The sequence below is a fragment of the Embleya sp. NPDC127516 genome, assembly GCF_044765325.1.
Classification (GTDB): Bacteria; Actinomycetota; Actinomycetes; order Streptomycetales; family Streptomycetaceae; genus Embleya.
The window spans coordinates 138,185-163,851 of record NZ_JBIWJT010000007.1 but is presented as its reverse complement, the minus strand read 5'-3'; the positions used below and the strand labels follow the sequence as shown (position 1 = coordinate 163,851).

General features: G+C 71.3%; 22 protein-coding genes and 1 pseudogene. 13 read left to right on the top strand and 10 right to left on the bottom strand.

The features are described 5' to 3' along the window. Positions 1-91: 91 nt before the first annotated feature. Complete coding sequence (locus ACIRL2_RS15860) at positions 92-1,036, top strand: ribose-phosphate diphosphokinase (protein ID WP_402232524.1); 945 nt, start codon at positions 92-94, stop codon at positions 1,034-1,036. 43 nt (positions 1,037-1,079) lie between these two features. Here the strand turns inward: ACIRL2_RS15860 and ACIRL2_RS15855 are convergent, their stop codons facing one another. Continuing rightward, positions 1,080-2,294, bottom strand: coding sequence for a DUF6114 domain-containing protein (locus tag ACIRL2_RS15855; RefSeq protein ID WP_402232522.1), 1,215 nt, complete (start codon positions 2,292-2,294; stop codon positions 1,080-1,082). A 66-nt stretch (positions 2,295-2,360) separates the two neighbouring features. Next, a complete protein-coding gene (locus ACIRL2_RS15850) occupies positions 2,361-3,014 on the bottom strand; it encodes a DUF6230 family protein (RefSeq protein ID WP_395859232.1) in 654 nt (217 codons plus the stop codon). 554 nt (positions 3,015-3,568) lie between these two features. On the opposite strand from ACIRL2_RS15850, the gene ACIRL2_RS15845 reads away from it, so the two are divergent. Further along, complete coding sequence (locus ACIRL2_RS15845) at positions 3,569-3,772, top strand: hypothetical protein (protein WP_395859231.1); 204 nt, start codon at positions 3,569-3,571, stop codon at positions 3,770-3,772. 274 nt (positions 3,773-4,046) lie between these two features. Here ACIRL2_RS15845 and ACIRL2_RS15840 read toward each other — a convergent pair whose 3' ends face one another. Next, a complete protein-coding gene (locus tag ACIRL2_RS15840; protein WP_402232520.1) occupies positions 4,047-5,756 on the bottom strand; it encodes an amidohydrolase in 1,710 nt (569 codons plus the stop codon). A gap of 329 nt (positions 5,757-6,085) precedes the next feature. Between ACIRL2_RS15840 and ACIRL2_RS15835 the strand changes: the two genes are divergently transcribed. From ACIRL2_RS15835 to ACIRL2_RS15805, 7 genes are all read left to right on the top strand, one after another. Beyond that, entirely contained in the window at positions 6,086-6,478 is a 393-nt protein-coding gene (locus ACIRL2_RS15835) for a type 1 glutamine amidotransferase (RefSeq protein WP_402232518.1), read from the top strand. Next, positions 6,445-6,777 (top strand): hypothetical protein, encoded by a 333-nt coding sequence (locus ACIRL2_RS15830; protein WP_395859228.1) that lies wholly within the window; start codon positions 6,445-6,447, stop codon positions 6,775-6,777. Before ACIRL2_RS15835 ends, ACIRL2_RS15830 begins: the two co-directional genes overlap by 34 nt. A gap of 1,212 nt (positions 6,778-7,989) precedes the next feature. Beyond that, the gene (locus tag ACIRL2_RS15825) at positions 7,990-9,057 is read left to right on the top strand and encodes a phytanoyl-CoA dioxygenase family protein (RefSeq protein ID WP_395859227.1); all 1,068 of its coding nucleotides are present in this window, start codon (positions 7,990-7,992) and stop codon (positions 9,055-9,057) included. Continuing rightward, on the top strand, positions 9,039-10,352 hold the full coding sequence (locus ACIRL2_RS15820) for a DUF6271 family protein (RefSeq protein ID WP_402232515.1): 1,314 nt from the start codon (positions 9,039-9,041) through the stop codon (positions 10,350-10,352). The genes ACIRL2_RS15825 and ACIRL2_RS15820 overlap by 19 nt, the downstream gene beginning before the upstream one ends. Before the next feature lie 37 nt (positions 10,353-10,389). Next, a complete protein-coding gene (locus tag ACIRL2_RS15815) occupies positions 10,390-11,613 on the top strand; it encodes a type III PLP-dependent enzyme (protein WP_395859225.1) in 1,224 nt (407 codons plus the stop codon). Continuing rightward, on the top strand, positions 11,610-12,179 hold the full coding sequence (locus ACIRL2_RS15810; protein ID WP_402232513.1) for a GNAT family N-acetyltransferase: 570 nt from the start codon (positions 11,610-11,612) through the stop codon (positions 12,177-12,179). Before ACIRL2_RS15815 ends, ACIRL2_RS15810 begins: the two co-directional genes overlap by 4 nt. A gap of 10 nt (positions 12,180-12,189) precedes the next feature. Beyond that, positions 12,190-13,440 (top strand): MFS transporter, encoded by a 1,251-nt coding sequence (locus ACIRL2_RS15805; protein ID WP_395859223.1) that lies wholly within the window; start codon positions 12,190-12,192, stop codon positions 13,438-13,440. 134 nt (positions 13,441-13,574) lie between these two features. Here the strand turns inward: ACIRL2_RS15805 and ACIRL2_RS15800 are convergent, their stop codons facing one another. The 5 genes and pseudogenes from ACIRL2_RS15800 to ACIRL2_RS15780 all read right to left on the bottom strand — a co-directional run. Then, a complete protein-coding gene (locus ACIRL2_RS15800; protein WP_402232806.1) occupies positions 13,575-14,723 on the bottom strand; it encodes an NAD(P)/FAD-dependent oxidoreductase in 1,149 nt (382 codons plus the stop codon). Positions 14,724-14,762: 39 nt separating this feature from the next. Continuing rightward, positions 14,763-14,951, bottom strand: coding sequence for a ferredoxin (locus ACIRL2_RS15795; RefSeq protein ID WP_395859222.1), 189 nt, complete (start codon positions 14,949-14,951; stop codon positions 14,763-14,765). A 96-nt stretch (positions 14,952-15,047) separates the two neighbouring features. Continuing rightward, positions 15,048-15,902, bottom strand: a complete 855-nt coding sequence (locus ACIRL2_RS15790) for a fumarylacetoacetate hydrolase family protein (RefSeq protein ID WP_402232804.1) — start codon at positions 15,900-15,902, stop codon at positions 15,048-15,050. Next, positions 15,899-16,816: a catechol 1,2-dioxygenase gene (locus ACIRL2_RS15785; protein WP_402232802.1), complete on the bottom strand. Its 918-nt coding sequence runs from the start codon at positions 16,814-16,816 to the stop codon at positions 15,899-15,901. Before ACIRL2_RS15785 ends, ACIRL2_RS15790 begins: the two co-directional genes overlap by 4 nt. Continuing rightward, positions 16,812-18,279 (bottom strand): annotated as a pseudogene (locus ACIRL2_RS15780) (aldehyde dehydrogenase); the annotation flags it as partial. The pseudogene ACIRL2_RS15780 and the gene ACIRL2_RS15785, both read right to left, overlap by 5 nt. A 224-nt stretch (positions 18,280-18,503) precedes the next feature. Here ACIRL2_RS15780 and ACIRL2_RS15775 point away from each other — a divergent pair. Together ACIRL2_RS15775 and ACIRL2_RS15770 are read left to right on the top strand one after the other, a co-directional pair. Beyond that, positions 18,504-19,985, top strand: a complete 1,482-nt coding sequence (locus ACIRL2_RS15775) for an aldehyde dehydrogenase (protein WP_402232511.1) — start codon at positions 18,504-18,506, stop codon at positions 19,983-19,985. 94 nt (positions 19,986-20,079) lie between these two features. Next, positions 20,080-20,799 (top strand): gamma-glutamyl-gamma-aminobutyrate hydrolase family protein, encoded by a 720-nt coding sequence (locus tag ACIRL2_RS15770; RefSeq protein WP_402232509.1) that lies wholly within the window; start codon positions 20,080-20,082, stop codon positions 20,797-20,799. A 118-nt stretch (positions 20,800-20,917) separates the two neighbouring features. Here ACIRL2_RS15770 and ACIRL2_RS15765 read toward each other — a convergent pair whose 3' ends face one another. Beyond that, entirely contained in the window at positions 20,918-21,490 is a 573-nt protein-coding gene (locus tag ACIRL2_RS15765; protein ID WP_331771316.1) for a MarR family winged helix-turn-helix transcriptional regulator, read from the bottom strand. Positions 21,491-21,653: 163 nt separating this feature from the next. Here ACIRL2_RS15765 and ACIRL2_RS15760 point away from each other — a divergent pair, with 163 nt between their 5' ends. Further along, positions 21,654-23,114, top strand: a complete 1,461-nt coding sequence (locus ACIRL2_RS15760; RefSeq protein WP_402232507.1) for an APC family permease — start codon at positions 21,654-21,656, stop codon at positions 23,112-23,114. A gap of 97 nt (positions 23,115-23,211) precedes the next feature. Here the strand turns inward: ACIRL2_RS15760 and ACIRL2_RS15755 are convergent, their stop codons facing one another. Further along, positions 23,212-24,018, bottom strand: coding sequence for an acetoacetate decarboxylase family protein (locus ACIRL2_RS15755; RefSeq protein ID WP_395859215.1), 807 nt, complete (start codon positions 24,016-24,018; stop codon positions 23,212-23,214). Positions 24,019-24,269: 251 nt separating this feature from the next. On the opposite strand from ACIRL2_RS15755, the gene ACIRL2_RS15750 reads away from it, so the two are divergent. Next, entirely contained in the window at positions 24,270-25,628 is a 1,359-nt protein-coding gene (locus ACIRL2_RS15750) for a glutamine synthetase family protein (RefSeq protein ID WP_402232504.1), read from the top strand. Positions 25,629-25,667: the final 39 nt, after the last annotated feature.

The window sequence follows — 25,667 nt, the reverse complement described above, 5'->3', positions numbered from 1 at the left end:
GCCGTTGGTTCGGTGGGTTGGGGGGTGGGCCTTAGCATGTGGCCGGAATGCCGACTCGAGTGCGGCGATTCGATGACACAAGGAGCGGTTCGTGCGAGAGATCGCCGTGTTCAGCGGTAGCGCACACCCCGAACTGGCCGCCCAGGTCTGCGCGCACCTGGGTGTGCCGCTCAGTCCGACCCGGGTGAACAGATTCGCGAACGACTGTCTGGAGGTACAACTTCAGGCCAACTGTCGCGAGCACGACGTCTTCCTGATCCAGCCGCTGGTCGCTCCCGTGCAGGAGAACCTGGTCGAGTTGTTGCTGATGTGCGACGCCGCGCGCGGTGCGTCGGCGGGCCGGATCACCGTGGTGATGCCGCACTACGCCTACGCGCGCTCGGACAAGAAGGACGCGCCGCGCATCTCGATCGGCGGTCGGTTGGTCGCCGACCTCATGGTCGCCTCCGGTGCGAGCCGGGTGCTGGCGATGACGTTGCACTCGCCGCAGGTGCACGGGTTCTTCTCGGTTCCGGTCGACCATCTGCACGCGCTGCGTGAACTGGCCGAGCACTTCCGGCGCCACGACCTGTCCAACACCACCGTGGTCTCGCCGGACCTGGGCAACGCCAAGGAGGCCGCCGCGTTCGCCCGGATGCTCGGCGCCCAGGTCGCGGCGGGTGCCAAGCAGCGCTTCGCCGACGACCGGGTGGCGATCAGCGCGGTGATCGGCGAGGTCGCCGGCCGGGACGTGATCGTCCTGGACGACGAGATCGCCAAGGGCAGTACGGTGCTCGAACTGCTGGACCGTCTCCGCGAGTTGGGCGCCCGCTCGATTCGCGTCGCGTGCACCCACGGGCTGTTCGCCGCCGGCGCCCTCAAGCGCCTGTCGGATCAGCCCGACGTGCTGGAGATCGTCTGCACCAACACGGTCCCGATCCCCACCGAGGAATACACCGACAAGCTGCACGTGTTGTCGATCGCCCCCGCCCTCGCCGAGGCGGTCCGCCGCATCCACAACGGAGAAAGCGTCAGCGCCCTGTTCGACACCCCGTGACACGCGGTTCGGGCGGCGTCGGGTCGGGGTCGTTCGGGTCGGATCAGGTCAGGTTCAAGTCGGTGGTGATCTTGTCCGTGAGGACGAGGGCCTGTTCGGCGCGCACGTCGGTCATGAAGACGAACGGCGGGATGATCGGTGGGAGCGGCAGCCCGTCGGCGGCGAAATCGAGGCAGATCAGGCCCTCGATACAGCCGTGCAGGCGGGTGAGGTAGATCCGTACGTTGCCGTCCAGATCCAGCCGGGTCGTGTCGATCCGCATCCTCGGGCCGTCGCCGTCGCGGGTGGCGAGGCGGTAGTCGCGCAGGTGCGCGGCCCGCATGGTCAGCACGAGCACCCGCAACGGCCCGCGCGCGGTCTCCAGGGTGGTCACGCCGGCGAGGGCGAAGCCGATCGGGGCGAAGAAGCTCGCCGTGATGGTCGGAGGTGTGGCGCCGACGACGATCCTGGTCGTCGTCGGCGCCGACGCGGCGGCCGCCCTGGTGCCGCCGCACGCCTCGGCCGTGGCCCGCGCGGTACACGGCTTCGAGGCGGTCTCGGCCGCCTGGGCCCGGTTCCCGTCCGAGCCGAGTACGGACGCGACGATCAGCAACGGCAGCGCGACCGCCAGGGCCGAGGCTGCGCCGCCGGCGCGGCGCCGGTTGAACCGCCGCCGAGCCTTCGCGGGGGCGGGACGATCCGCCCCCTGATCCGCCCTCCGATCGGGCTCCTCGTCCGACTCCTCGTCCGACCGCGCGGCGGGGTCCGGCACCAAGCCGGGCCCGGGCCCCGGCCCGCCGAGCAGCGTGATCGAGGTGACGGACCCGACCGGCGCGGGCGGTGTGCTCGGCCGCGAACGAGGCTTCTCCCGAACGGACTCGGTCGCCCCGACCGCACGCACCGGCCGCCACGCGAAGCCCATCGCGCTGCCGAGCACGCCGAGCAGCATGCCCAGCAGGAAGCCACCGAGATTGGCCACGACGAACGACGCGATCGAGGCGACCAGCGCGACGATGCCCACGAAGTGCCGGTGCTGCGCCGCGAACCACATGAACAGGCCCGCGACCATCAGGATCACGCCGATGCCCAGACTCGCGATCCCGGCGATGCCCAGGCTGACCATCACCGGCAGCGGGGACAGCGGCACGGCCAGGATCTCCAGGCCGCCCGCGATCAGGTACACGCCGCTCCAGAACGGCCTGGTCCGCCGCCAGCGGCGAATCACCCGGCGCTCGGCTCGAAACGGCAGATGCCGGTCCAACCACGATCTCGGCTCCATGTCGGTTCCGTTCTCCGGAGGTGACGTGGGATCGGAGGAACAGTTCGCAAGAGCGGTGACGTGGGATCAGAAGCAGCCCCGGCCGTCGAGGCTCACCCCGACCCGCAGTCCCTTGAGGTTGAACGTGCCGCCGGTGGCGGACCACGCGTGCGAGCGCACGCCGGCCACCGTGACGTCGCCGGCCTGGAGTCCGAACGTGCCGCGTTCACCCTGCGCACCCGGCACCTTGTCCAGGGTGGAGGCGTCCCGGCCGATCTCCACGGTCCCGAACCGGGCGTCGCCGACCAGGTCTTCGGCACCGATGATGAGGTTCTTCGCGGTCACCTCACCCGCGTCGCCGCCGGCCGTGAGCTTGAAGGTGATGTCCCCCAGCGGGGTCTTGACCTTGGCCGACTGGCAGATGTCACTGAGCGTGGCATCGCCGATGGCGAGCATCGAGACCGGGTGGCCCTTGCCGTCGAGCGAGGTGTTGGTGCTCACGTACGACGACAGTCCGGCGCTGGTCAGCTTGCCCGAGCTGACCTGGAAGCTTGCCCCGGAGACGGCGAACGAGGCGGCCAACGCACCCTGGGCCATGGCCAGGGTGAGGAAGCCGACCGCGCCGAGGCCGACGATGCCGAGCGCCCCCGCGCGCCGCCAACCGGTGCCGCCCTCGTCGGCCTCCGCCGACGGGACCGTGTCGAGGTGGGATTGTGCGGCCGAGCCGTTTCGTGCGGACACTGTGTTCCCCTCTCGTGGGACCTGGCCGTTCACGGGTCGCCGAGGCGACGCGCACGCACGCACGGCACGGTGGACGCCGAAGGGCAGCGCGGCGGAGTGGTGGAGTGGGCCGTACTCGAGTGCGGTGGGACGGCGGAGCGGAGTTGCCTTCGACGCTGTGCGTATACCGTGCCGGGCCCGAGAGTAGGCTTCGATTTGAATAAAAGTCAACGAACTCCGCATAACTTGCCGCCATTTCGTACCTCCTCGCGGATCGGGGCGGTGCTCTCCGCGCTCTCGAGGGGTGGGAGGCCGGTGCAGGGCGAGGGTGACGAGCAGAGCGCCGACCATGCCCGCCGCGGTCGGCAGCACCACCACGAACTCCCCGTCGGCGGTGGCGGTGCGCAACGCCTCCCCGGCCTTGCCGCCGGTGCCGATCGGCGGTGCCGGGCGCGCTGAACCGCACGCTCGGCCGCCGTCCCCGCCTCGGCCCTCCGTTCGGCGCAATCGCCGTGTTCTTCGCCGGGCTTCGGGGTACTGGGTTCGCCCCTCGATCCGACGGCGGGAGAAACGCGATGGAGATCGGCACGAAGGTCAGGACGACCCGGCTGCTCGACGGCGGCCTGCGGCAGGTGGTGCCCGCGGACGCCGAGGGCTACGTGGTGGCCAAGCTGTTCGGCGGTGAGGTCGAGGTCGCCTTCACCCTGCGGGGCCTGCTCGGCGGCACCCGTACCGTCAACGTCCCGGTCGCCCCGACACACCTGGCGGTCCAGCCCTAGCGGCGGGGCTCGCGTCAGCAGCGCGGAAGGAGGTCCTCGCGCGGCACCGACCGCGTCGGGCCGTTCCAGGGACTGCGTATGCGGCGTGCCGGTCAGCTCGCGGTACACCGAACCGGAAATGCGCGCGGCCACGCCCGCCGTGAACTCCGGCCTCGACCGCGATCCGCGGCAGAGCCGGCAGGTCGCGCGGGTCGGTCGGCGTCCAGTTCTCGCCGAGTACCAGGATCAGGCGTGGGGCGGGCATGGGCATTCCTTCCTCGGGGGCGACGCCGACCTACGCGGCATACACGATCCGGCCGTCGAAGATGGTCAGCGCGACCGGGAGATCGGCGATCTCGCGCGGGCCGGTGATGGTCAGGTCGCCGTCGAGGACACAGATGTCGGCGACCTTGCCCGGCTCGAGGGAGCCCTTCCAGTCCTCGGCGAAGTCCTGACGCGCGGCGTTGATCGTGTACGCGCGCACCGCCGTGGCCAGGTCCACACACTGCTCGGGACCGCTGGCCCGACCGGTCGCCTTCGATTCGCGCAGCATCATCGCGGACACGCCGCGGCGCCAGTCGGGGTGGGTGATCGGCGCGTCCGAGCTCGCGGTGACCGCGATGCCCGCGTCCACGGCGCTGCGTACCGGCCACTGGTAGGCGGACCGCTCGGGGCCGACCACGTCGTCCATCAGGTCGGCGATCGTCCATTTGATCGCCGGGTTCATGTTCACCCCCCAGCCGTGCTCGGCGAGGGTACGCAGGCTGCGCGGCGTGCAGAAGTCGCCGTGGATGACGTAGTGGCGCTCGTCCCGCCGCGGGTGCGCGCGGGCGGCCTCCTCGAACGCCTCGACCAGCGCGTCGATGGCCCGATCGCCGGTGACGTGGACACCGATCTGATGTCCGGCGGCGTGCGCGTGCCCGACGATGGCGCGCAGTTCGTCCACCCGCAGGGTGTCCGAGTCGCCGTGCATGCACAGGCAGCCGTTGCCGCCGCCGACGTACTCCTCGCGCATCCACGCGGTACGGCTCGGCGGTATCCCGTCGGCGAAGACCTTGACGCCCAGGATTCGCAGCAGTCGGGGGTCGAGGTCGGCGATCCCGTCCGGGAGCGGCTCGGCCAAGCGCTCGGGCAGTATGTCGGCTGCCTCGCCCATCGCCAGCGGGAGCAGCAACACGCTCACCCTGGCGTCGAGTTCGCCGGTGCGGGCCAGATCCGCGTAGACCGAGAGGGTCTCCGGGCCGGCCGCACCGAGGAACAACGAGCCGCCGCCGGGGCCCAGGCCCGGTTCGGTGAAGCTGGTGATGCCCTCGGCGTGGCAGATCGCGACCGCCGCACGAACGGCCCGCTCGCGTTCGGCCCGGGTCATCGGCGGCACGGCCGCGTTGACCAGGTTCTGGGAGCCCTCTCGGAGCAGCCCGGTGGGCTCGCCGGCGGCGTCCACCTCGATGATGCCGCCGGGTGGCGCGATCGTGTTCCGGTCGATGCCCGCGACCTGGAGGGCGCGGGTGTTCAGCCACGCGGTGTGCCCGCTGAACTCGTAGAGCAGGACCGGTCGATCGGCGACCACGGCGTCCAGGTCCCGGCGGTGCGGGGATCGGGGGTCAAACGCGCTCGACGCCCGGCACTCCGCCAGGTAGCCGATGTCCCAGCCGTTGCCGATCACCCACGCGTCCGGCGGTAGCGCCTCGGCGTGTCGGGCGACGGCGACCGCGATGTCGGCGATCGAATCGACGGCGGGGTACGACACGTCGACGGCGAGCGGCGGGCGGGTGGCGCCGAACGCGCACGCGTGCAGGTGGGAGTCGTTGATCCCGGGCAGCGCGGTACGCCCGGCCAGATCGATCACCTCGGTCCCGGGGCCGATCAGTGGCCGGATCTCGACGGCCGACCCGACCGCGACGATCCGGCCGGCGTGTACCGCGAGTGCCTCGGCGACGGTGAACTCGGCGTCCACGGTGAGGACGCGGCCGTTGGTCAGGACGAGATCGGCGCGGTCCGGCATCCGGGCTCCTTGGGTTGCGACGACACACCGGGGAGTCGACACCCGATATTATTTGAGGCCAAACGATATGGAGGACCCCGACCCACCACAAGACCCGGGAGCGGATTCTTCGACGCCGAACGAGGAGCCGGGCGGGCACGATCCACCGAACGACGACCCGGCCTTGCGATCGGCGGACGACCCACCTATCGTTTGGACTCAAATAAGCCCCGAAGGGGATCGGGCTCCGAACGCATCGAAACGACTGGGTTCGGTTCGATGGAGTTCGGTCCTGTTCGGATCATGTGGGGTCGGTTTGTCGTGATGTGTCGACGGAAGGTCGGGTTCCGGTGCGCGCCTTGATCATTCGCCACGACCACGTCTCGCATGCCGGGTACGTCGGTGCGCGACTGGCCGAACGGGGATTCGTGCCGTACGAGGTGGCCGTCGTCCCCGCGCAACGCTTCCACTCCCCCGATGTGCGCGTCGCCTTCCCCCACCCGACGGACTTCGACGTCGTCATGTCGCTCGGCGCGCCGTGGTCGGCGTACGACACGGAGGCGATCGGCACCTGGATCGGCGACGAACTCGCGCTGCCGGCCGAGGCGGTCCGGGCGGACGTACCCGTCCTGGGCATCTGCTTCGGCGCCCAGGCGCCGGCCGCGGCGCTCGGCGGAACCGCCGAGCCGGCGCCGAGGTTCGAGCACGGATGGCACGCCGTCTCATCGCACGAGCGAACCTGATCTCCGCCTGCCCGTGGTACCACTGGCACTTCGACCGCTTCACCGTCCCACCCGACGGGCGCGAGATGGCCCGCTCGCCGGCGGGACCGCAGGCGTACGTGCTGGGCCGCTCGCTCGGCGTGCAGTTCCACCCCGAGGTCACCCCGGACACCGTGGGCGCCTGGCTGGACGGCGGCGGTGATGCCCTGGCCCGGGACCTGGGCTTGAACGTCGCGGAGTTGCGCCGGATCGAGGCGGGCGGCCGGGAACGGGCCGACGCGCCGGCGGACGCGTTCCCGGCGGACGTGGCCAAGCTCTGAGCCGCGGCCGGCCCGCCGGCCGAGAGCCCTCGGAAGGCCGCCCTCGGTGGGTGCCCTGATCGGGACGCGCACCGAGGGGCCGGTTCGGGCCCGGTGCCTCCTGCTGCCGCTTCGGAGGATCCGAGGGCACCTCGCGAGGATCGCGGGGGCCTCGCCGCCGCATCGGGGCCTCTCGGCCACGCGCTGCCGCGCCGATGGATAGGCGCGGCCCGCGAATCCGTGCGCGAGGAGCACGGCGGACCGGATCGATGCCCCGGACACCCGGTATTCGAGCCGCCGACACCGGCGGAATCCGCCGCGTTCATCCCGGGTTCGACTACGAACTGCCTTGCTCGGAAAGGCCGATCGACACTTCGGGGCACGCCCACCGTACCCCGTCGCGCGGGCCCGCCGCGTCCGTCACCGCGCGTCCGCGGACGGTTGCAAAAAGGATCAACGTGGGGGTTGACACTGAAAGTTGGTCTAGACCAACCTAGTGGAGCGGGGATCGGAGAGGTGTGTGTTCCGGCATGGCCGCCCGCTGATCGAGCGAGCGCGGGCCGGGACCGTACGTCCGCTGTGGGTGTGCGCGCCCTGTGCGCGGCACCGAGTACAAGGAGGTAGGAATCCCGGCTCGGTCATCGCGGAGAACCACGACCTCCGCGGCGCGACCGACCGGGCGCGGTGGTGCGCTTTCTTACCAAGTCTGCTTGCCGTAAAGCCCGTTCAGCCCTTCGCGAGATTCCACCGCGGGTCGGGGGACTCGGGGATCACCGAAGGGTCCACGAATCGCGATCCGTCGTTCGCCACCGTCTCGGGGCGACGGCCCTCACCGCTGTACGGATGAGCTCTCACAGCACCCGGGCAGCCTCACTCGACGCTCGTTCCGCGACCGGCGACAGCCGGCGACTCCCCGCGGCACGAGCGGCCCGCCGAGGTTGCGGTGTGTGCTGCCCTCGGTCGGACCGGGGCGAGTCGCCCGTCGGTCGGGATCGCAGCCCTCGGCCGCGCCCGCCCGGGACGAACTCCCTTGCACAGACAGCGACTCAGCTGCGCTCACCGTTCTCGGACCGGCGCGTCCGCCTGCTCGGCGCTCGTTGTCGTGCCCGGACGACGAGGGCGACCACGTCGAGGTCGTACTCGGCACGGGCCGCGATGCCCCCTGCCCGAACCACCGCCGAGAGCGGTCGATTCGCTCAGACACGGAAGAACTTCGAGCCCTGGAGTGGTCAGATGCCGACGCCCGACCCGTATCCGTATCGAGCAGCCTCGGATATCCCCTACTACAGCGCGGACGGTGAGACGTACCTGGCGCCGACACCGCTGCGTGATCTGAAGAAGTCGAGGCCGTTGCGGGTGTTGTCCGAGGAGGACTTCGACTTCTGGCAGACCTGTGGATACGTCGTGGTCAAGGAGGCCATCCCGGCCGCCGCGGCGGCCCGCCTGCTGGAATTCGCGTGGGACTTCCAAGGGCTCGACCCGGACCGACCGCAGGACTGGTACCGCGACGATCGGCAGTTCCGCTCCGACCTGGACCGGGAACTGCACATCTACGGCTTCGTCGAGGCCTACCACCACCAGCTCATCTGGGACAGCAGGCAGACCCGGCGCGTCTACGACGCGTTCGTGGACGTGTGGGACTGCGAGGAGTTGTGGGTGACGCTGGATCGGCTCAATCTGAACCCGCCCAACATCCGGGACCGCGATCGGGCCCTCATCGCGCCCACGGACCAGGGATTCGACATCGAGTTGCACTGGGACGTGGACACCACCCTGGAGATACCGCCGCAGCGGGTGCAGGGCATCATCGCGCTCGACGACACCCGACCCGACCACGGCGGATTCCAGTGCTCTCCGGAGCTGTTCCGTCGTTTCGGCGAGTGGAAGGCCGGACAGCCCGCGGATCGGGACCCGATCCGACCCGCCGTCGACCGCACCGAGTTCCCGGTGATCCGACCGGAACTCGAAGCCGGCGACCTGCTGATCTGGAACGGTCTGCTCGCCCACGGCGTGGCCCGAAACACCTCGGTGAACGGCGTGCGAGCGGTCCAGTACCTGTCCATGATGCCCGCGTTGGAGTCCCACCACGAGCAGCGTCGATCCCGGGTCGAGTCGTGGCGGCACCTGAGCACACCCGACTGGAACAAGACACTGGTCGGCGACGCGACGAAGCACGAATCGTTGCGCTACGGCACCGCCACCCTCGACGACCTCGGCGAGAAGCTTTTGGGACTGCGGTCCTGGAGCGGACTCGACAACGAACAGGCGACCGGAGAGCCGGCATGCGCAAAATCTGCCTGACCCTGCCCACCAACCGGGCGTGCGCCGCCACGATTTCCGCGATCGGCGAGGAAGCCGCCTATGCGGCACAGCACTTCGACGTCGAGGTGCACCTGCTGATTCTCGATTCTTCCGACCCCCGGGCGTACGCGGCTCACGCCCAAGTCGTCGAGGAGTCGCCCGAGTCGGCGAACGTGATCGTGCACCATCTCGACGAGGCCCGGCAGCGCGACTTCCTGTGCGCGGTGATCGACCGCGCCGGCGTCGGCAAACCGGATCTGCTGCTGGACCTGATGTTGCCGAACACCGTGTCGTACGGCGCCTGCACCAACCGCGCCTTCCTGATCGCCGCCGCGCTCGGGTGCGCGTCGATCCACCGCCGGGACTCGGACAGCACCTACCAGACCCACGAGGGGGAACCGGTCTTCCCCATCCACCACGAGCTGACATCGCTCGGCAAGCGCGCCGGCGACGCGGCGTCCGGCGTGAGCGAGACCGCGCTGGATCCGGCACACGCGGACAAGCCCGTGGTCCTGGCAGGCGGTTCGTTCGTCGGTGAACTCTCCGTCGACATCGGCGAGATCCAGCGCATCGACCCCGTGGCCTACCACGACATCGTCGGCCTGTGGGCCCCGTCCGAGTGGTCGGAGCAGCAAAAGCGCACCCTGGTCGCGGAATCCTTCACCGGAGCCGGCACCGCCCCGTTCGTCCGGGATCACTCGACGCTGACCATCGTCGACCCGATGCGGATCGACATGTGCAACATCGGCTTCCACCACCAGGTGTACGAGCGGGTTCCGCTGCCGCCGGCGACCGACACCATCGGCAGCGACTACTTCCTCATGCACCTGGTGCACGACGCCGCGCTGCCGGGCGTCCTGCACAACCGCCACATCGTGAACTTCTACACGCCGGAACGGCGAACCGACTCGGGGTTCGTCGCCTACCAGCTCCGGTTGACGAAGTTCTTCCTGTCGATGCTGCACTTCAACTTCATCTACGCCCGGATGGCGACGAAGGGCGACGCGCTCCTCGACGCCGAGGGACACGTCCGTCCCGACTCGATCGCCGAACTCGCCCGCGAAAGCGCCCGGTTGGACCACGCCGAGAATGTGCGACGGCTGCGCAGTCTGGACCGGTCCTACCGAAGGCTGGGCGGCCGATACGCCGCGTTCGCCGACACGCTGGCCGAGCGCGGCCCGCGACTGCTCGACGAGGCCCAGGCGGACATCGAAGACTTCGCGCTGCTGATCGAGGCATGGGCGGCGCTGATCCACGCGAGCAAGGCCACGAGCGTCCACGAACCGCACCGATAGTGGGACCCGGACCGACATCATGCACGTAAACGCACGTATGCGCGCCGCCCTGGCGGCCTCCACCGACGACCGAATCGTCTTCGACCTCGCCGGCATCGAAGAGCGATACGACTCCCTGCTGCGCGAGTTGCCCGACATCTCCGTCCGATTCGCGATGAAGGCCTGCCCCGTGGACGAGGTGCTCGCCTGTCTGGCCGACAAGGGCGCCGGCTTCGACGCGGCAAGCCCGCGGGAGATCGAGCAGGCGATCGCCACCGGCGTACCCATCGATCGCATCCACTACGGCAACACCATCAAGTCCGACCGGAACATCGCCGACGCATATCGGCTCGGTGTCCGGGACTTCGCCACCGACAGCCTCGAGGACGTGCGGGCCGTCGCCGCCCACGCGCCCGGCGCCCGGGTCTTCTGCCGACTGGCCACCAGCGGCGAGGGAGCCCTGTGGGGTCTCAGCCGCAAGTTCGGCTGCTCCGCTGCCGACGCGGTGCTCGTCATGGAGGAGGCCCACGCGCTGGGCCTGATCCCCTCCGGCCTGTCGGTGCACGTCGGTTCCCAACAGATGACCACCGAGCCCTGGCGAGACGCCTGCGACCGGATCGCGGTCGTGCTCGCGAACCTGAATCGGCGCGGGATATTCCCGGACCACGTCAATCTCGGCGGCGGGTTGCCGGCCCTGGGCTACCTCGACCGGCACGGCCGGCCGTTGCACCCCCCGATGGACAAGATGTTCTCGGTCATCCGCGAGGGCATCGCGCGCCTGCGCGAGGTGTCCGCGACCCCGCTGGACTTCCTGATGGAGCCCGGACGCTACTTCGTCGCCGACAACGGCGCGATCCGGGCCCGGGTCTCCCGGCTGTCCGCGCGCGAACAACTCGACGGACAGCGCCAGTACTGGCTGTACCTGAGCTGCGGGAAGTTCAACGGCCTCTACGAGATGGACGAGTTGCAGTATCGACTGGTCTTTCCCACGCACGACGACGCGGAGTTCGTGCCGGCCGTCGTCGCGGGCCCCACCTGCGACAGCGACGACGCCTACCCGCACCGGGACAACCTCACCCGGGTGCCCGAGTCGGTCGCCTCGGGGGATCCGGTCTGGATCGTCTCCTGCGGCGCGTACGTCACCAGTTACACCACCCTGGGGTTCAACGGTTTCGGTCCGCTTCCCTACACGTGGACCGACGGCGACTCCGACGATCGCGACAACGTTCGGCGCCGGAATCCGCCCCGGCGCGCCGATCTGGTCCTGGAAGGTCTGCGGTGACGGGCCCACGCGCACGCATCCGACACATCACCGAGGACGACTGGGACCACATCGTCGCGCTGGAGGCCGCCACGTATGCCGACGGCGCGCTGTCCGAGGAGCGGCACGCGCTGGAGTCGCGCGCCCGCTCGTCGCCGGCCACGTGCTTCGTGCTGGACGTCGAAGGACGACCGGCGGGCTACGTGCTGGCCCTGCCGTACCCGATGTTCCGGTATCCGGACCTGTCCCGCGCGGAGGACGTGGTCTTCCACTCGCGCAACCTGCACCTGCACGATCTCGTCGTCGCCGAGCGTCATCGCGGCAACGGCTTCGCGCGCGATCTGCTGGACCGGCTGATGACGACGGCGCGGACCAAGAGGTACGAACGCCTCTCCCTGATCGCGGTCCGCGGCAGCGAGGCGTTCTGGGCGGCGAACGGCTTCGCCGCCCTTCCCGACGTCCCGCTTTCCGCGAGTTACGGCGCGCACGCGGTGTACATGTCCACGGCGGTGCACCCGGGCCCCGCATCGAGAAGGCAACACCCGTCGATGGTCCGCGCCGCGGATCGTCCCCACACAACGAAGTAGGCGCATACCCATGTTTCGCGTTCGCGACGACTTCCGCCGGGCCCAGGTGGCGATCGCGGCCCTGTTCTGCTTCCTCGGGCTCCAGTACGCCACCTGGGCCTCGCGGCTGCCCGCGCTCAAGACCGGGCTCGACCTGAGCGAGGCCGAGGTCGGCCTGCTGCTGATGGCGTGCGGAGCGGGCGCGGCGGCCTCGTTCCCGCTCGTGGCGATCCTGACCAAGCGCCTGGGCTCGCGACTCCTCGCGCTGTTGTCCGCTTCGGTGCTCGGCCTGCTCCTGCTCGCGTTGGCCGCGGCACCGAACTATCCGGTGGCCCTGGTGATCATCTGCTGCGACGGGGTGGCCGTCGGGTGCCTCAACGTCGCCATGAACGCACAGGGCGCCGCGCTCGAAGTCGCCCATCAGCGCACCGCGATGTCCCAACTGCACGCGACGTTCAGCGCCGGCTCGTTGTGCGCCGCGCTGCTGGCGTCCGGGATGAACGCGGTGACATCGAACCTGACCGCGCACTTCGCGGTGGCCTGCGTGCTGCTGTCGCTGCTCCTGGGCTTCGCCCGGTCGGGCCTGTTGACCGAGGATCGACCCGCGGAGAAGTCCGCCGAGCCACAGGAGTCGCCGGAGCGGAGCGGGCGCGGGTTGACCCTGCCGTCGCGGATCACCATCTGGATGGGCTGCGCGATGGCGTTCGGCACGGTGACCGAGGGGGCGATGAACGACTGGTCCGCGCTCTACATGAAGGACGTCGCGCACGCGGCCTCGGAGGTGGCGCCGCTGGGCATCGCGGTGGTCTCGGTGATGATGGTGCTGGCCCGCGTATTCGCCGACGGCTGGCGCAGCCGGTGGGGCGACGGCCGGATCGTCCGGGTCGGCAGCGCGCTGGCCGGGGTGGGGCTGGCGGTCGCACTGCTGGTCGGTGGCGTGGTGCCGGCGCTGATCGGCTTCGCCTGCGTCGGCCTGGGCATCGCGGCGGTGACCCCGTGCGTGTACGTCGCGGCGGCCCGGGCGGGCTCGGACGCGCTGGCTCTGGTCGCCGCGATGGGCACCACCGGCCTGTTGGCCGGACCGGCGCTGATCGGCTTCATCGCGAGCGGCAGCAGCCTGGTGTGGGGCATGGGCGCGGTGGCCGCCTCGGCGCTGCTGGTCTCGGTGTGCGCCACGCGGATCCGCTGGACCGACCTGGGTGAGAAGGACCCGATCGCGAAGGCCGTCGCGCCGGCCGAACCGGTCGCCGACGTCGAGCCGTTGACCGACGCCGGTGCCTGAAGTCGGCGTTTGAAGTCGGCGTTTGAAGTCGGCGCTCGGCGCCGGTACTTGATGCCGGCGCTTGCTGCCGGGTGACCGACGCCGGTGCTTGATGCCGCGTGGTCGGCATGGGGTGCGGCGCCGCCGGGCGTAGGTCAACCGACCAGCTCCCGGCGGTACTTCGTCGCCAGCGCGACCGCCTTGCCGCCCAGCGCCACCACCCCGACCAGCGCGTCGTCCCGGTGATAGCCGACCGCGCAATCCCCGTCCCAATCGCCCTCCAGCAGGCGCACGTCCGTGCCCGCCAGGCCCGGGGCGCCGTACGACTGGAGGCGCTCGTCGTACTGGTCCGACCAGAACGTCGGCAACGGCGCGAACGGCGTCGGGTCGCAGTCCGTGCGGGCCAGGTGGGCGGCGAGCGTGCGGGCCGCACGTTTGGCGCTGTCGGTGGGCATGCTCCAGTGCTCGATCCGGCGCGGTACGTCGTCGTAGCGCGGATTGACGAACCGGGCCACATCGCCCACGGCGACCACGTCGGGGCGGGACTCGACGCGCAGGAGCGCGTCGCAGCGCACCCCGTCGCCGAGATCGAGGCCGTTTCCGGCCAGCCATTCGGTGTTCGGGATCGAGCCGACGGCCTCGACCACGACGTCGGCGGGCAGTTCCCGGCCGTCGTCCAGCAGCACGCCGGCGACGTACCGATCCCCGGTCGACTCGCGTACGGTGCGGCCGAGTTCGAACCGCACGCCGCGGGCGAGATGCCGCCTGCGCAGCGCCGCGCCCAACTCGACGCCGAGCGGGCGGTACATCGGCTCCGCCTCGGGGCCCACCACCGTCACCTCGGCGCCGAGCGAGCGCGCGGTCGCGGCCACCTCGCAGCCGATGAAGCCCGCGCCCACGACCACCACCCGGCGGCCCGGGCCGAGTGCCGCGCGCAGGTGTCGCGCGTCGTCGAGCGTGCGCACGACGTGCCGTCCGTCCCGGGGCCCCGGACAGGTCAACCGGCGTGGACGCAGGCCGGTGGCCACCACGAGGCCCGCGTACGACAACCACTCGCCGTCCGCGAGCCGAATCCGCCGGGTGGTCAGGTCGGCCGCGACGGCGGCCCGGCCGAGCCGCCAGTCCACGTCGGCGCAACTCGCCCGCAGGCGAAAGGCGAGCGAGGCGTGCGAGACCCCGCCCGCGAGCGCGTCCTTGGACAGCGGCGGCCGGTTGTACGGCATGTGCGGCTCGTCGCCGACGACGGTGATCCCGCCGGTCCAGCCGGCCGCGCGCAGTTGTTCGGCGGCCCGCAGACCGCCCATGGAGGCGCCCACCACGACGACTCGGGCAGCGGTCACGGTTCAGTCCTCGATCGTGATGGCCTGGAGCGGGCACACGTCGGCGGCCTCTTCGACCGCGTCGCGCAGCGCCTCGTCCGGTTCGCCGACGAACTCCAGTCGCCCGGCGGCGTTGATCCGGAATACCTCGGGCGCGGAGAACACGCACTGCCCGTGGTCCTGACAGCGGTCCATGTCGACGACGACCTTCACGGTGTAATCCCTTCCCTGCATTCGGTGTGGAGGTGGATGGCGGGATGCGGAACGGTGCGCGGGCGGGTCGCGGGAGATGCCCGGGCACGATCGCGGTCAGCGCCGAGGCGCCCGGATGCCACGGAACTCCCAGTCGCCGCCCAGCGCGGTGGAGAGCACCTCTTCGGACTCGGTGGGCTGGGCGCCGCAGTCGGTACGGATCGGGGTCGGACCGGCGACGATGTGGTTGGTGAGGCGGCCCAGTCCTTCCGCCTCGACCTCGACGACGTCCCCCGGTTGCACCGGACGCGAGCCGGCCGGCGTACCCGACAGCAGCACGTCGCCGGGGCTGAGCGTGATCGTGCGGGCGATGTCGGCGACGAGGTAGTGCATGTCCCACTCCATCTCGTCGGTCGAACCCTCCTGCACCACCTCGCCGTTGACGTAGGTGCGCAACGCCTTGCCGCGGAAGTCCCAGCCCTCGACCAGGCCCGGGCCCAACGGGCACAGCGTGTCCGAGCCCTTGACCCGCAACATCGAACCCGCGTCGGTGTCCCGGAAGTCGTGCAGGCCGTAGTCGTTGGCCACCGTGTAGCCGCGGATGAAGGCGCCCGCGTCGGCGGGCGCGATGTTGCGGCAGGTGCGGCCGATCACGATGGCGATCTCGCCTTCGTAGTTGAGGTACTTGCAGCCGTCCGGGCGCACGATCGCGCCGCCGTGGGCGTTCAGCGACGACGTGGGCTTGTGGAAGTAGGTCGGCGCGGACGGCAGCGAGGTGCCGAATTCGGCCACCCGGCTGCGGTGGTTGAGGTGTACGGCGATGATCTTGCCGGGCTCGACCGGCGGCAGGTGCCGGGCGTCGGCGGTCTTGGTCCGTCTGCCGTCCGCGGCGACCAACTCAGCGCCCTCGCGGACGACTTCGACGATCGCGCCGTCGAGCAGGATGCGGCGGTACTCGGTGGTGCGGCTCATGTGGTGTGTCCTTGGCATGTGGGGGTGGGACCGGCGGAGGCGGTCCAGCCGTCGAGGGGTCGGTCGAACCAGACGTGGGCCTGGCCGGTGCCGGTGGCGTTCTCGTAGTCGCCGACCAGCCGGCCGGGCGCGGTGCAGCGTTCCTCGCCGAGCGCGCCGAGCATCATCAGGTAGTGCCCGAAGCGGGCCTCGGGCTTGTACCGCAGGAAGTCCGGCATGCCGGCGAGCACGCTCGCGTGGTCGCCGTGTTCCATCCAGGCGATCCGCTGTTCGTCGGCGGCGCGGGCCTGCGGTGTGCGCACGTGGATCGGGTCGGACGCCTCGTGCGCGCGCAGTTCGCGCAGGTTCCAGAAGGTGTGCGAGAAGGCGCCGGAGGCCACCAGCAACACCTTGCGGTCGGTGGCCGCGATGCCGTCGGCGAGCGCGCGCCCCAACCGCAGGTTGTCCTCGACGTCCGCGGTCTGGCAACAGCCGATGCCCATCCAGCGTTTGCCGGGCACGCCGAGGTGGTGCCACAGGTTGACGGTGGCGTAGTGGATCGGCAGGTACGGGTCCTCGATCGGGGTGATCCAGGTGCCGTGTCGGTCGGCGAAGCCGGCGGTGGCGTGCGCCAGTTCCGGATCGCCGGGGAAGTCGTAGGGGATCTGCCGCATGCCGCGCGGCAGTTCCTCGGAGGTGTACAGCCCGCTGCGGTGCGGTTGCGCGGCGATCACGTACTCGACGGTGGTTGCCCAGTGCGAGTCGAAGACCACGACCGTGTCGTAGTCGAGCCGCTCGAACACCTCGGCACGCAGCTCGGCCAGGGCCGGGACCAGGCTGATCTCCCTGCCCTCGTTGAGCTCGTGGCGGACCTCGCGCGGCAGCATGATGGTGGGCGAGTGGGCCAGGATGCCCGCACCGACGATCTCGCCCATGGTCAGTGCCACCCGTTCGGCGCGGTGACGGTGTTCTTGACGTCGCAGTAGAAGTCGAAGCTCCAGGTGCCGCCCTCGCGGCCGACGCCGGATTGCCGGGAGCCGCCGAACGGGGCGCGCAGGTCGCGGACGAAGAAGCAGTTGACCCACAACGTCCCGGCGACGAGTTCCGCGCCGACCCGCTTCGCGCGCTCGCGATCTCCGGTCACCAGCGTCGCCGCGAGCCCGAATCGGGTGTCGTTGGCGAGCCTGATCGCCTCGGCCTCGGTGGTGAAGGTCTGCAGGGTCAGTACCGGGCCGAAGACCTCCTCCTGGACGATCTCGCCGTCCTGGGCGACGTCGGTGAGCAGGGTGGGGCGGTAGTACAGGCCGCCGAGTTCGGTGTTGCGTCCGCCGCCGAGCAGGGCCTTGGCGCCGGCGTCGAGTGCGCGGCGGACGAAGCCGTCCACCCGGTCCACGTGTTCGGCGTGGATGTTGGGGCCGACGTCGGTGGCCGGGTCGCGCGGGTCGCCCTGGACCAGGGTGCGCGCCCTGGCCAGGAAGCGGGTGGTGAACTCGGCGGCGACCGAGGCGTCCACGAGCAGCCGGGTGGCGGCCAGGCAGACCTGGCCGGCGTTGTCGTACTGCTCGACCGCGAGTTCGACGGCCAGCTCGAGGTCGGCATCGGCGAAGACCAACAGCGGTGACTTGCCGCCCAGTTCGAGACCGACCGGAGTCAGATTGGCGGCGGCCGCGGCACCGATGTGGCGGGCGGTGGGCACCGAACCGGTGAAACTGATCCGGCGCACGTCCGGGTGGGCGGTCAGCGCGGCACCGACTTCCTCGCCGTAGCCCTGGACCACGTTGAACACCCCTGCCGGCAGGCCCGCCTCGGCGGTGATGTCGGCGAGCAGCGACGCGGTCAGCGGTGTCCACTCGGCGGCCTTGAGCACGACCGTGTTGCCCGCCGCGAGCGCCGGGGCGATCTTCCAGGTGGCCAGCATCAGTGGCGCGTTCCACGGCGTGATCAGTACGCACGGCCCGGCGGCGTCCCACGAGACGTGGTTGTCGTGGCCCCGGGTGTCGAAGTCGTCGTGGCGCAACTGCCCGCTGAGCCAGTCCGCGAAGAAGCGGAAGTTGTGCGCGACGCGCGGCATCACCCCGCGCAGGTGTGAGCGCAGCAGCGCGCCGTTGTCGGTGGTCTCCACGATCGCCAGCTCGGCGAGCCGGGCCTCGACCCCGTCGGCGATGGCGTGCAGGAGGCGGGCGCGCTCGGCGGGCGTGGTCGCGGCCCAGGCCGGGAACGCGGCGCGGGCGGCGGCGACGGCGGCGTCCGCCTCGGCGCGGCCGGCCCGGGCGATCTCGCCGATGACGGTGCCGTCGATGGGCGAGACGTCGGTGAAGGTGTCCGAAGACCCGACGCGCTCGCCACCGATCCAGTGCCGGGTGTCGACGCGGACGCCCGCAACGGTGACCTCGGTCATGTGGAAAACCCTCCAAGTCGTTTGACCCCAAACAATCTAGCCATTCGCGATCGGGGCGGTCAAGGGGCGCGCCCGGACCCACCCCGCGCCCCCGAGGCCCGAGTCCGCAGAGCCGGCTCCGCGCTCCCGCACTCGGGCCTCGCGGAGCCCGCCTCGCGTTCCCCGTACCCGGGTTCCGTTGTATCGTTTGCCCCCAAACAATCCCGTCGGCGAAAGCGGGCAGCATGTTGCGGCTCTCCCACCAGGACTGGCTCGAACGGGCGGCGCGGCTGCGCCCGATGACCGTCCATCACATCGACGGCGCCGACCACGCCGGCGACGGCGACACGTTCCCCGTGGTCGCGCCACGCGACGGATCACCGCTCGCCGACGTGGCCCGGGCCGGGCAGCGCGAGGTGGACCTGGCCGCGGCCGCCGCCCGCCGCGCCTTCGACACCGGGGCCTGGCCCCGACTCGCGCCCGCCGAACGCGGCCGCGCGCTGATCCGGTTCGCGGACTCCGTCGAGGCGCACCGCGAGGAACTCGCGCTGACCATCGCGCTGGAGATGGGCAAGCCGGTCACCGAGGCGTACACCATCGAACTGCGCGCGGTGGCGGCCTGCTTCCGCTGGTACGGCGAGATCGCCGACAAACTGGTCGACGAGGCGCCGCAGACCGCCTCGGACGCGCTCGCGCTGGTCACCCGGGAGCCGGTCGGCGTGGTCGCGGCCGTCGTCCCGTGGAACTTCCCGCTCACCATGGCCGCCTGGAAGGTCGCCCCGGCGCTCGCGGCCGGCTGCACGGTCGTGCTCAAGCCCGCCGAGCAATCACCGCTGTCCGCGCTGCGACTGGGCCGGCTCGCCGCCGAGGCCGGCCTGCCGCCGGGCGTCTTCAACGTGGTCGCGGGCGAGGGCCCCACCGCCGGCCGCGCGCTCGGCCTGCACCCGGACGTCGACGTGCTCGCGTTCACCGGCTCGACCGCGGTCGGCCGACACTTCCTGCGCTACGCGGCCGACTCCAACCTCAAACGGGTCTGGCTCGAACTGGGCGGCAAGTCCCCGAACATCGTGCTGCCCGACGCCGACCCGCTCGCCGCGGCGGCGAGCGCGGCGTGGGGCGTCTTCTTCAACCAGGGCGAGATGTGCACCGCGCCGTCCCGCCTGCTCGTGCACTCCTCGATCGCGGACCGGGTGACGGACGCGGTGGTCGAACGGGCTCGGGCCCTGCGCGTCGGCGACCCGCTCGACCCGGCCACCACGATGGGCGCGCTGGTGAGCGCGGAGCACCTGGTCCGGGTCCGCGACCACATCACCCGCGCGCACGCGGCCGGCGCCCGGCTGCGCACCGGTGGGGCGCGGTTGGAGCGGGCCGGCCACTACCTGGAGCCGACCGTGTTCGACCGGGTCGCCCCGGACATGGCGCTCGCCCGCGAGGAGGTGTTCGGGCCGGTGCTCGCGGTGCTGACCTTCGACACCGAGGACGAGGCGATCCGGCTCGCCAACGCGAGCGAGTACGGCCTCGCGGCGGGCGTGTGGACCACGAACCTGTCCGCCGCGCACCGGATCTCGCGCGCGGTGCGGGCGGGCACTGTATGGGTCAACTGCTACGAGGAGGGCGGCCTGAACGTGCCCTTCGGCGGGGTCAAACAGTCCGGCCACGGACGGGACAAGTCGCTGCACGCGCTGGAGAAGTACACCGACCTGAAGACCACCTGGATCGCACTGTGACCGGCCGCCCTCGACGTCCCCGAAGCGCCCGAGGTCCCCGCCGTCGACACCGCCCCCACTGTCCACACCGTCCCCGAGAGCTGCGGAGACCGCTGTGCTGCGTCCGTTGATCGCGCTGCCGTGCAGGTTCGCGGCCACCACGTCCGCGCTTCGCCACGCTGCCGAGGTGACCGCCCGGGCGCTGGCCGAGGCGGTGTACGCGGCGGGCGGCGAGCCGTTCATGATGCACCCGGCCGAACCGGAGGAGGCCGCGTCCAGGCTGTCCCGCGCGGACGGCCTGCTGCTGCCCGGCGGCGGCGACCTGGCGCCGAGCAGCTACGGCGCGGACACCGTGCACGGCGAGGTGTACGACGTCGACGCCGCCCAGGACGCCTTCGACCTCGCCGCCGCCCGGTACGCCCTCGCCGTCGGCCTGCCCACCCTGGCCGTGTGCCGCGGCCTCCAGGTGGTCAACGTGGCCCTGGGCGGCACCCTCACCCAGGACATGCCCGTCCACCACCGCCACGTGATCCACCCGGTGACCCTCACCCCCGACTCGGCCACCGCCCGCGCCGCCGGCGCCACCGAACTCGACGCCTCCTGCTACCACCACCAGGCCGTGAACCGCCTCGCCCCCGGCCTCCGCATCACCGGCACCTCGCCCGACGGCACGGTCGAGGCCCTCGAACCCCTCGCCCCCACCGGTTGGTTCGTAGCCGTCCAATGGCACCCCGAGGACACCGCCCCCACCAGCCCACCCCAACAATCCCTCTTCGACACGCTCGCCGAATCGGCCCACCGCTACGCCGCCCAAAAGAGCCCGCACGCGGCTTAGCCGTCTCGAACCGGTCACCGCGTGGCCGAAATGGAGCGACAAAGGACAGGCCGTGCCCCCGACGACCTCACCCGAACACGGGTCCGCCCTGGTCGGGGGGCGGGCCCGTGACCGAGGTTCAGCCCTTCGCCCGCCGCCCGCCGCGTCGGGGTTTGGGGGTGTTGCCGGCCAGCAGATCCTGGCGGCGTTCCTCGCCCTTGGCCTCCAGGCGGGCCACGATGCGGCGCAGCGAGTCGGCGAGCGTCAGGCATTCGTCGGCGCCGAGGTCGTCGGTGACGAAGGCCTCCTCGGCGTTGAACGCCGGGAAGACCCTGGCCATCAGGTCCTCGCCGGCGGGGGTCAGCGAGAGCAGGACGAGCCGCCCGTCGGTGGCGTGCGCGGCACGGGTGAGCAGGCCGCGGGTCTCCAGCGTGCGGGCGACGCCGGTGAGCGTGCCCTTGGAGATGCCCGCCTCCTCGGCGACGTGTCGGGTCTCGCTCTCGCCCCAGATCCACACCTCCCACAGCACGGTGAACGCGGTCCAGGTCAACTCCGCGTCGCGCAGCACCGAGTTCTCCAGGTGTTGGCGCACCGCGGCGGCCGCGCGATAGATGTTCGACACCGCGGCCATCTGCTCGCGCCGCAGCGGGATGTCGCCCAGGCGCGCCTGGACGGCCTTCTCCGTTTCGGTGATGGACCGCTTGCCGACCACGTGCTCCGCCTTCTTCGTCGTTCGCGTCCGAGGGTCCCCGTTACGCCTTGCACACCCCGAAATCTAGCCCTTGTGGGGACCTGTTTGCATCCGTACGATCAGCGGCACTCGCAGATCGTACGGGCCCAAACGAATGGGTTCCCGCCCCTCGGAGGCGCCGGGCATGGCATCCAGACAAGCGTCGACGACCAGCACCATCGACTCCGAGGCCGCCCCCGCACGCGGCTCGCTCGGTGTCGCGCACATCGTCTTCTTCGTGGTGGCGGCCTCCGCCCCACTCACCGTCGCCGCCGGCGGCATCCCGCAGAGCCTCGCGGTCACCGGCACCTCGGGAATCCCCGCGGTCTACCTCGTACTGGCCGCCCTGCTCGCGATCTTCAGCGTCGGCTACGCCGCGATGAGCCGGCGGATCACCGGCGCGGGCGCGTTCTACGCGTACGTCGCCCAGGGCCTGGGCCGGGCGGCCGGACTGGGCGCCGCGTTCGTGGCGTTGATCTCCTACAACGCGATGCAGATCGGCATCTACGGCCTGTTCGGCTTCACCACCGCCGACTTCCTGGACGCCAAGCTCGGGTGGCACGTGCAGTGGTGGGTGGTGGTCCTGGTCGGCATCGTGGTCGTGGGGGCGCTGGGCTACCTGCGGATCGACCTCAACGCCCGGGTGCTGGCCGCGCTGCTGATCGCCGAGACGGTGACCGTGCTCGTCTTCGACATCGGCGCGTTCACCCAGGCGCCGGACGGCATCTCGCTGCACCCGTTCTCCTGGGAGGCGCTGACCTCGGGCTCGATGGGCGCGGCGTTCTGTTTCGTGATGGCGTCCTTCACCGGCTTCGAGTCCGCCGCGATCTACGGCGAGGAGTGCGTGGACCCCAAGCGCACCGTGGCCCGCGCGACGTACGTGTCGGTCGGCGTGATCGGCGTGTTGTACGCGATCACCGCGTGGGCCCTGATGAGCGGCGCCGGCACCGACAAGGCGGTCGACGCGGCGACCGAACACGGGCCGAACCTGATCTTCGTCCTGGGCGGCGACCAGATCGGCTCGGGCTTCGCGGACCTGGCCCAGGTGTTCCTGATCACCAGCCTGTTCGCGGCGCTGCTGTCCTTCCACAACGCGGTCGCGCGCTACTTCTTCGCGCTGGGCCGCGAGGGAGTGCTGCCCACCGCGCTGGGCCGCACCCACCCGCGCACCGACTCGCCGCACCTGGGCTCCGCCACCCAGACCGCGCTCGCCGCCGCCGTGGTGATCCTGTTCGCCGCGCTCGATCGCGACCCGATGGCGACGCTGTTCAACTGGTTCACCAACCTGGGCGCGCTGGGCGTACTGCTGTTGCTGGTGCTGACCTCGCTCGCGGTGGTCGCGTTCTTCGTGCGCAACGGCGCCGACGGCGAGAGCGCGTGGAGTCGGCTGATCGCGCCGGCCGGATCCGCGCTGCTGCTCGCGGCGGTGTTCGTCGCCGCGCTGGACAACTTCGGCGTACTGCTGGGCGTGGACTCCGGCTCGGCGCTGCGCTGGGTGTTGCCCGCGCTGGTGCTCGGCGCGGGCGTGGTCGGCGCGCTGTTCGCGCTGTACCTGCGCGCGGCCAAGCCGGGCGTGTACGCGGGCATCGGACGCGGCCGGAACTGACCGCGACCACACCCGCCCGCGGCCGGAGCCGAACACGCGCGCACGAGGGCCCGAGCACCGCGATCCGGTGCTCGGGCCCTCGTGCGTGTACCGCGCCCTACGCGGCGCCCGAGCCGCCACTCGCCAGGAGCGTGCCGCCGTTCCAGACCACGCCGACCTGGCGGTAGTACGCGCCGATCACCTCGCGCACCTCCAGTCGGGCCAGTTCCTCGGTGGGCGCCTCGAACAGGGTCAATTCCGCGTCGCCCGCCCAGGCCCCACCGCCCTCGGCGGACTCGGCACCGGTGGCCACGAGTTCGTCCAGGGCCAGGCCCTTGCCCGGTTCGATCGAGGGCAACCAGCGGTGGTGCGCCATCGGGTGCCCGTTGACGAAGCCGCTGGTCGGCGACGGTTCGCGCAACGTCACCACGGCCTCGGCCAGCCGCCGGTCGGCGGCGGCGAGCGTGGCGCCGAACATCGCGCCCGCCTCGATCCGCGGCGCCGGGCCGTACGGATGCGGCCGGGTCTGGTGGATCGAACCGAGCTTCTTCGGATAACCCTGGTGCAGGCCGCGCGCGATGGCGAAGTCCTTGTCGACCCAGATGTACACGCAGCGCGAGTAGGTCACCCCCGCGTACCGACAGCGCACCACCGCGAAGCACTCCTTGTACTGCCCGCGCACCGGGTCGAGCAGTTCCGCGCCCGCGGTCGAGCAGGACTGCCAGTCGGCCCAGATCAGCGCCACCGCGCCCGGGTCCTCGTCGGCGAGCGACAGTTGCGGCGGCAGCAGTTCGGCGACCCGCGCGGGGTCGGTGCGGTACTCGATGGTGAGCAGGTCGCCCGAGTACCGCCACGGCGGTGCCGGGATCATCGAGGACCGGCCCGTGCCGGTCTTGGGGTGGAAGAAACCGTGTACACCGGTCATGGCGACTCCCTCGAAGCACGGCGCGGCCCGGAACGGGTTCGGAGCCGATTGATCGTTTGGGTCCGTACGATATGCCTCCGGTCGCTCGTTGTCACGCGCGCGCGACCACCCGCCGACACCCGCCCACCTCCCGTCGCCACACGCGCAAAGGCTTGCCCCAACCCCTTGTGCGACACCGGCGACCTCCATATGGTTTGGGCTCAAACGAATCGGCCGTCCTGCCGCCGCCCGTCCCGTGCGAGGAGAAACCGGTGAATCCATCAGCAGTGGACCGGGCCCACGACGTCGTCGCCGACCTGAAGGCGCGGGGCATCGACGTGGTCCGGATCGCCTACCCGGACCTGATCGGCACCGATCGCGGGCGCGACGTGCTGGTGGACCACCTGCCCTCGGTGTGCGCGCACGGCCTCGCCTTCTGTCGGGCGGTCTTCCACACCACCCCGCGAGGCCAGACCGTCCCGGTGGCCGGCGGCATCGACGCGGGCCTACCGGACATCTGCGTGTTCCCGGACCTGGACACGCTGGTCGCGATCCCGTGGGAGCCCGGAGTCGCGTGGTGCCTGGGTGAGACGACGGACCCGGCGACCGGTCGGCTCGCCGCCGAGGCGCCGCGCTCGCTGCTGCGCGACGTGCTGACCCGGATGGCCGACGAGGTGGGCCTGCGACCGGTGGTCGGACCGGAATTGGAGTACTTCCTGTGCGAGCCGGACCCGGACCGCCCGGGCGGTTGGCGGCGCTACGGCGACGCCCCGGGCAACGTGTACGTGGCCGGCCGGCGCGGAGATCCGGACGGACACCTGCTGCGCACGCTGCGCAGCCTGGGCGCGCTGGGCATTGGCGCCACCACCGGCAACCACGAGTACTGCTCCGGCCAGTTCGAGATCAACCTGGACCACTCGCCCGCGCTCGACGCCGCCGACCGGGCCTTCCGCTTCAAGTCCTCGATCAAGGAACTCGCGCGCCGCGAGGGCCGGTTGGCCACCTTCATGGCCAAGCCCTTCAACGACGAGGGCGGCTCCGGCTTCCATCTGCACCTGAGTTGCCTGGACCCGGACGACGCCAACGCCTTCGACGACCCGACCGGCCCGCACGGCCTGTCCTCCGCCGCGCACCACGCGATCGGCGGCGTCCTGGCGCATGCCCCCGCGCTCGCCGCGCTGCTGAACCCGACGGTCAACTCCTACAAGCGCTTCGGCCCGGACACACTCGCGCCGTGGCTGATCGACTGGGGCCTGGACAACCGCAGCGCGATGGTGCGGATACCGCCCGAGCGCGGCACCGGCACCCGCCTGGAAGTCCGGCTCGGCGACGCGAGCGCCAATCCGTACCTGGCCGTCGCCGGTCTGCTCGCCGCCGTGCACCTGGGCCTGCGCGAGAAGACGACTCCGCCGCCGCCGTTGCGGGGCTACGGCTACGACAGCGCCAAGGCGCCGCTCCTGCCCGCGACGCTGACCGAGGCGCTGGACGCGTTCGAGGCCGACACCGCGCTCACCGCGCTGCTGGGCGCGGACTTCGCCGACGCGTTCCTGACCTACAAGCGCGACGAGGACACCCGTTTTCGCCGGCACGTCACCGACTGGGAGTTCGCCGAGTACGCCTACCACCTCTGAGCCCGTCCGCGCCGGCGCACCGGCGCACCCCGCGCACCG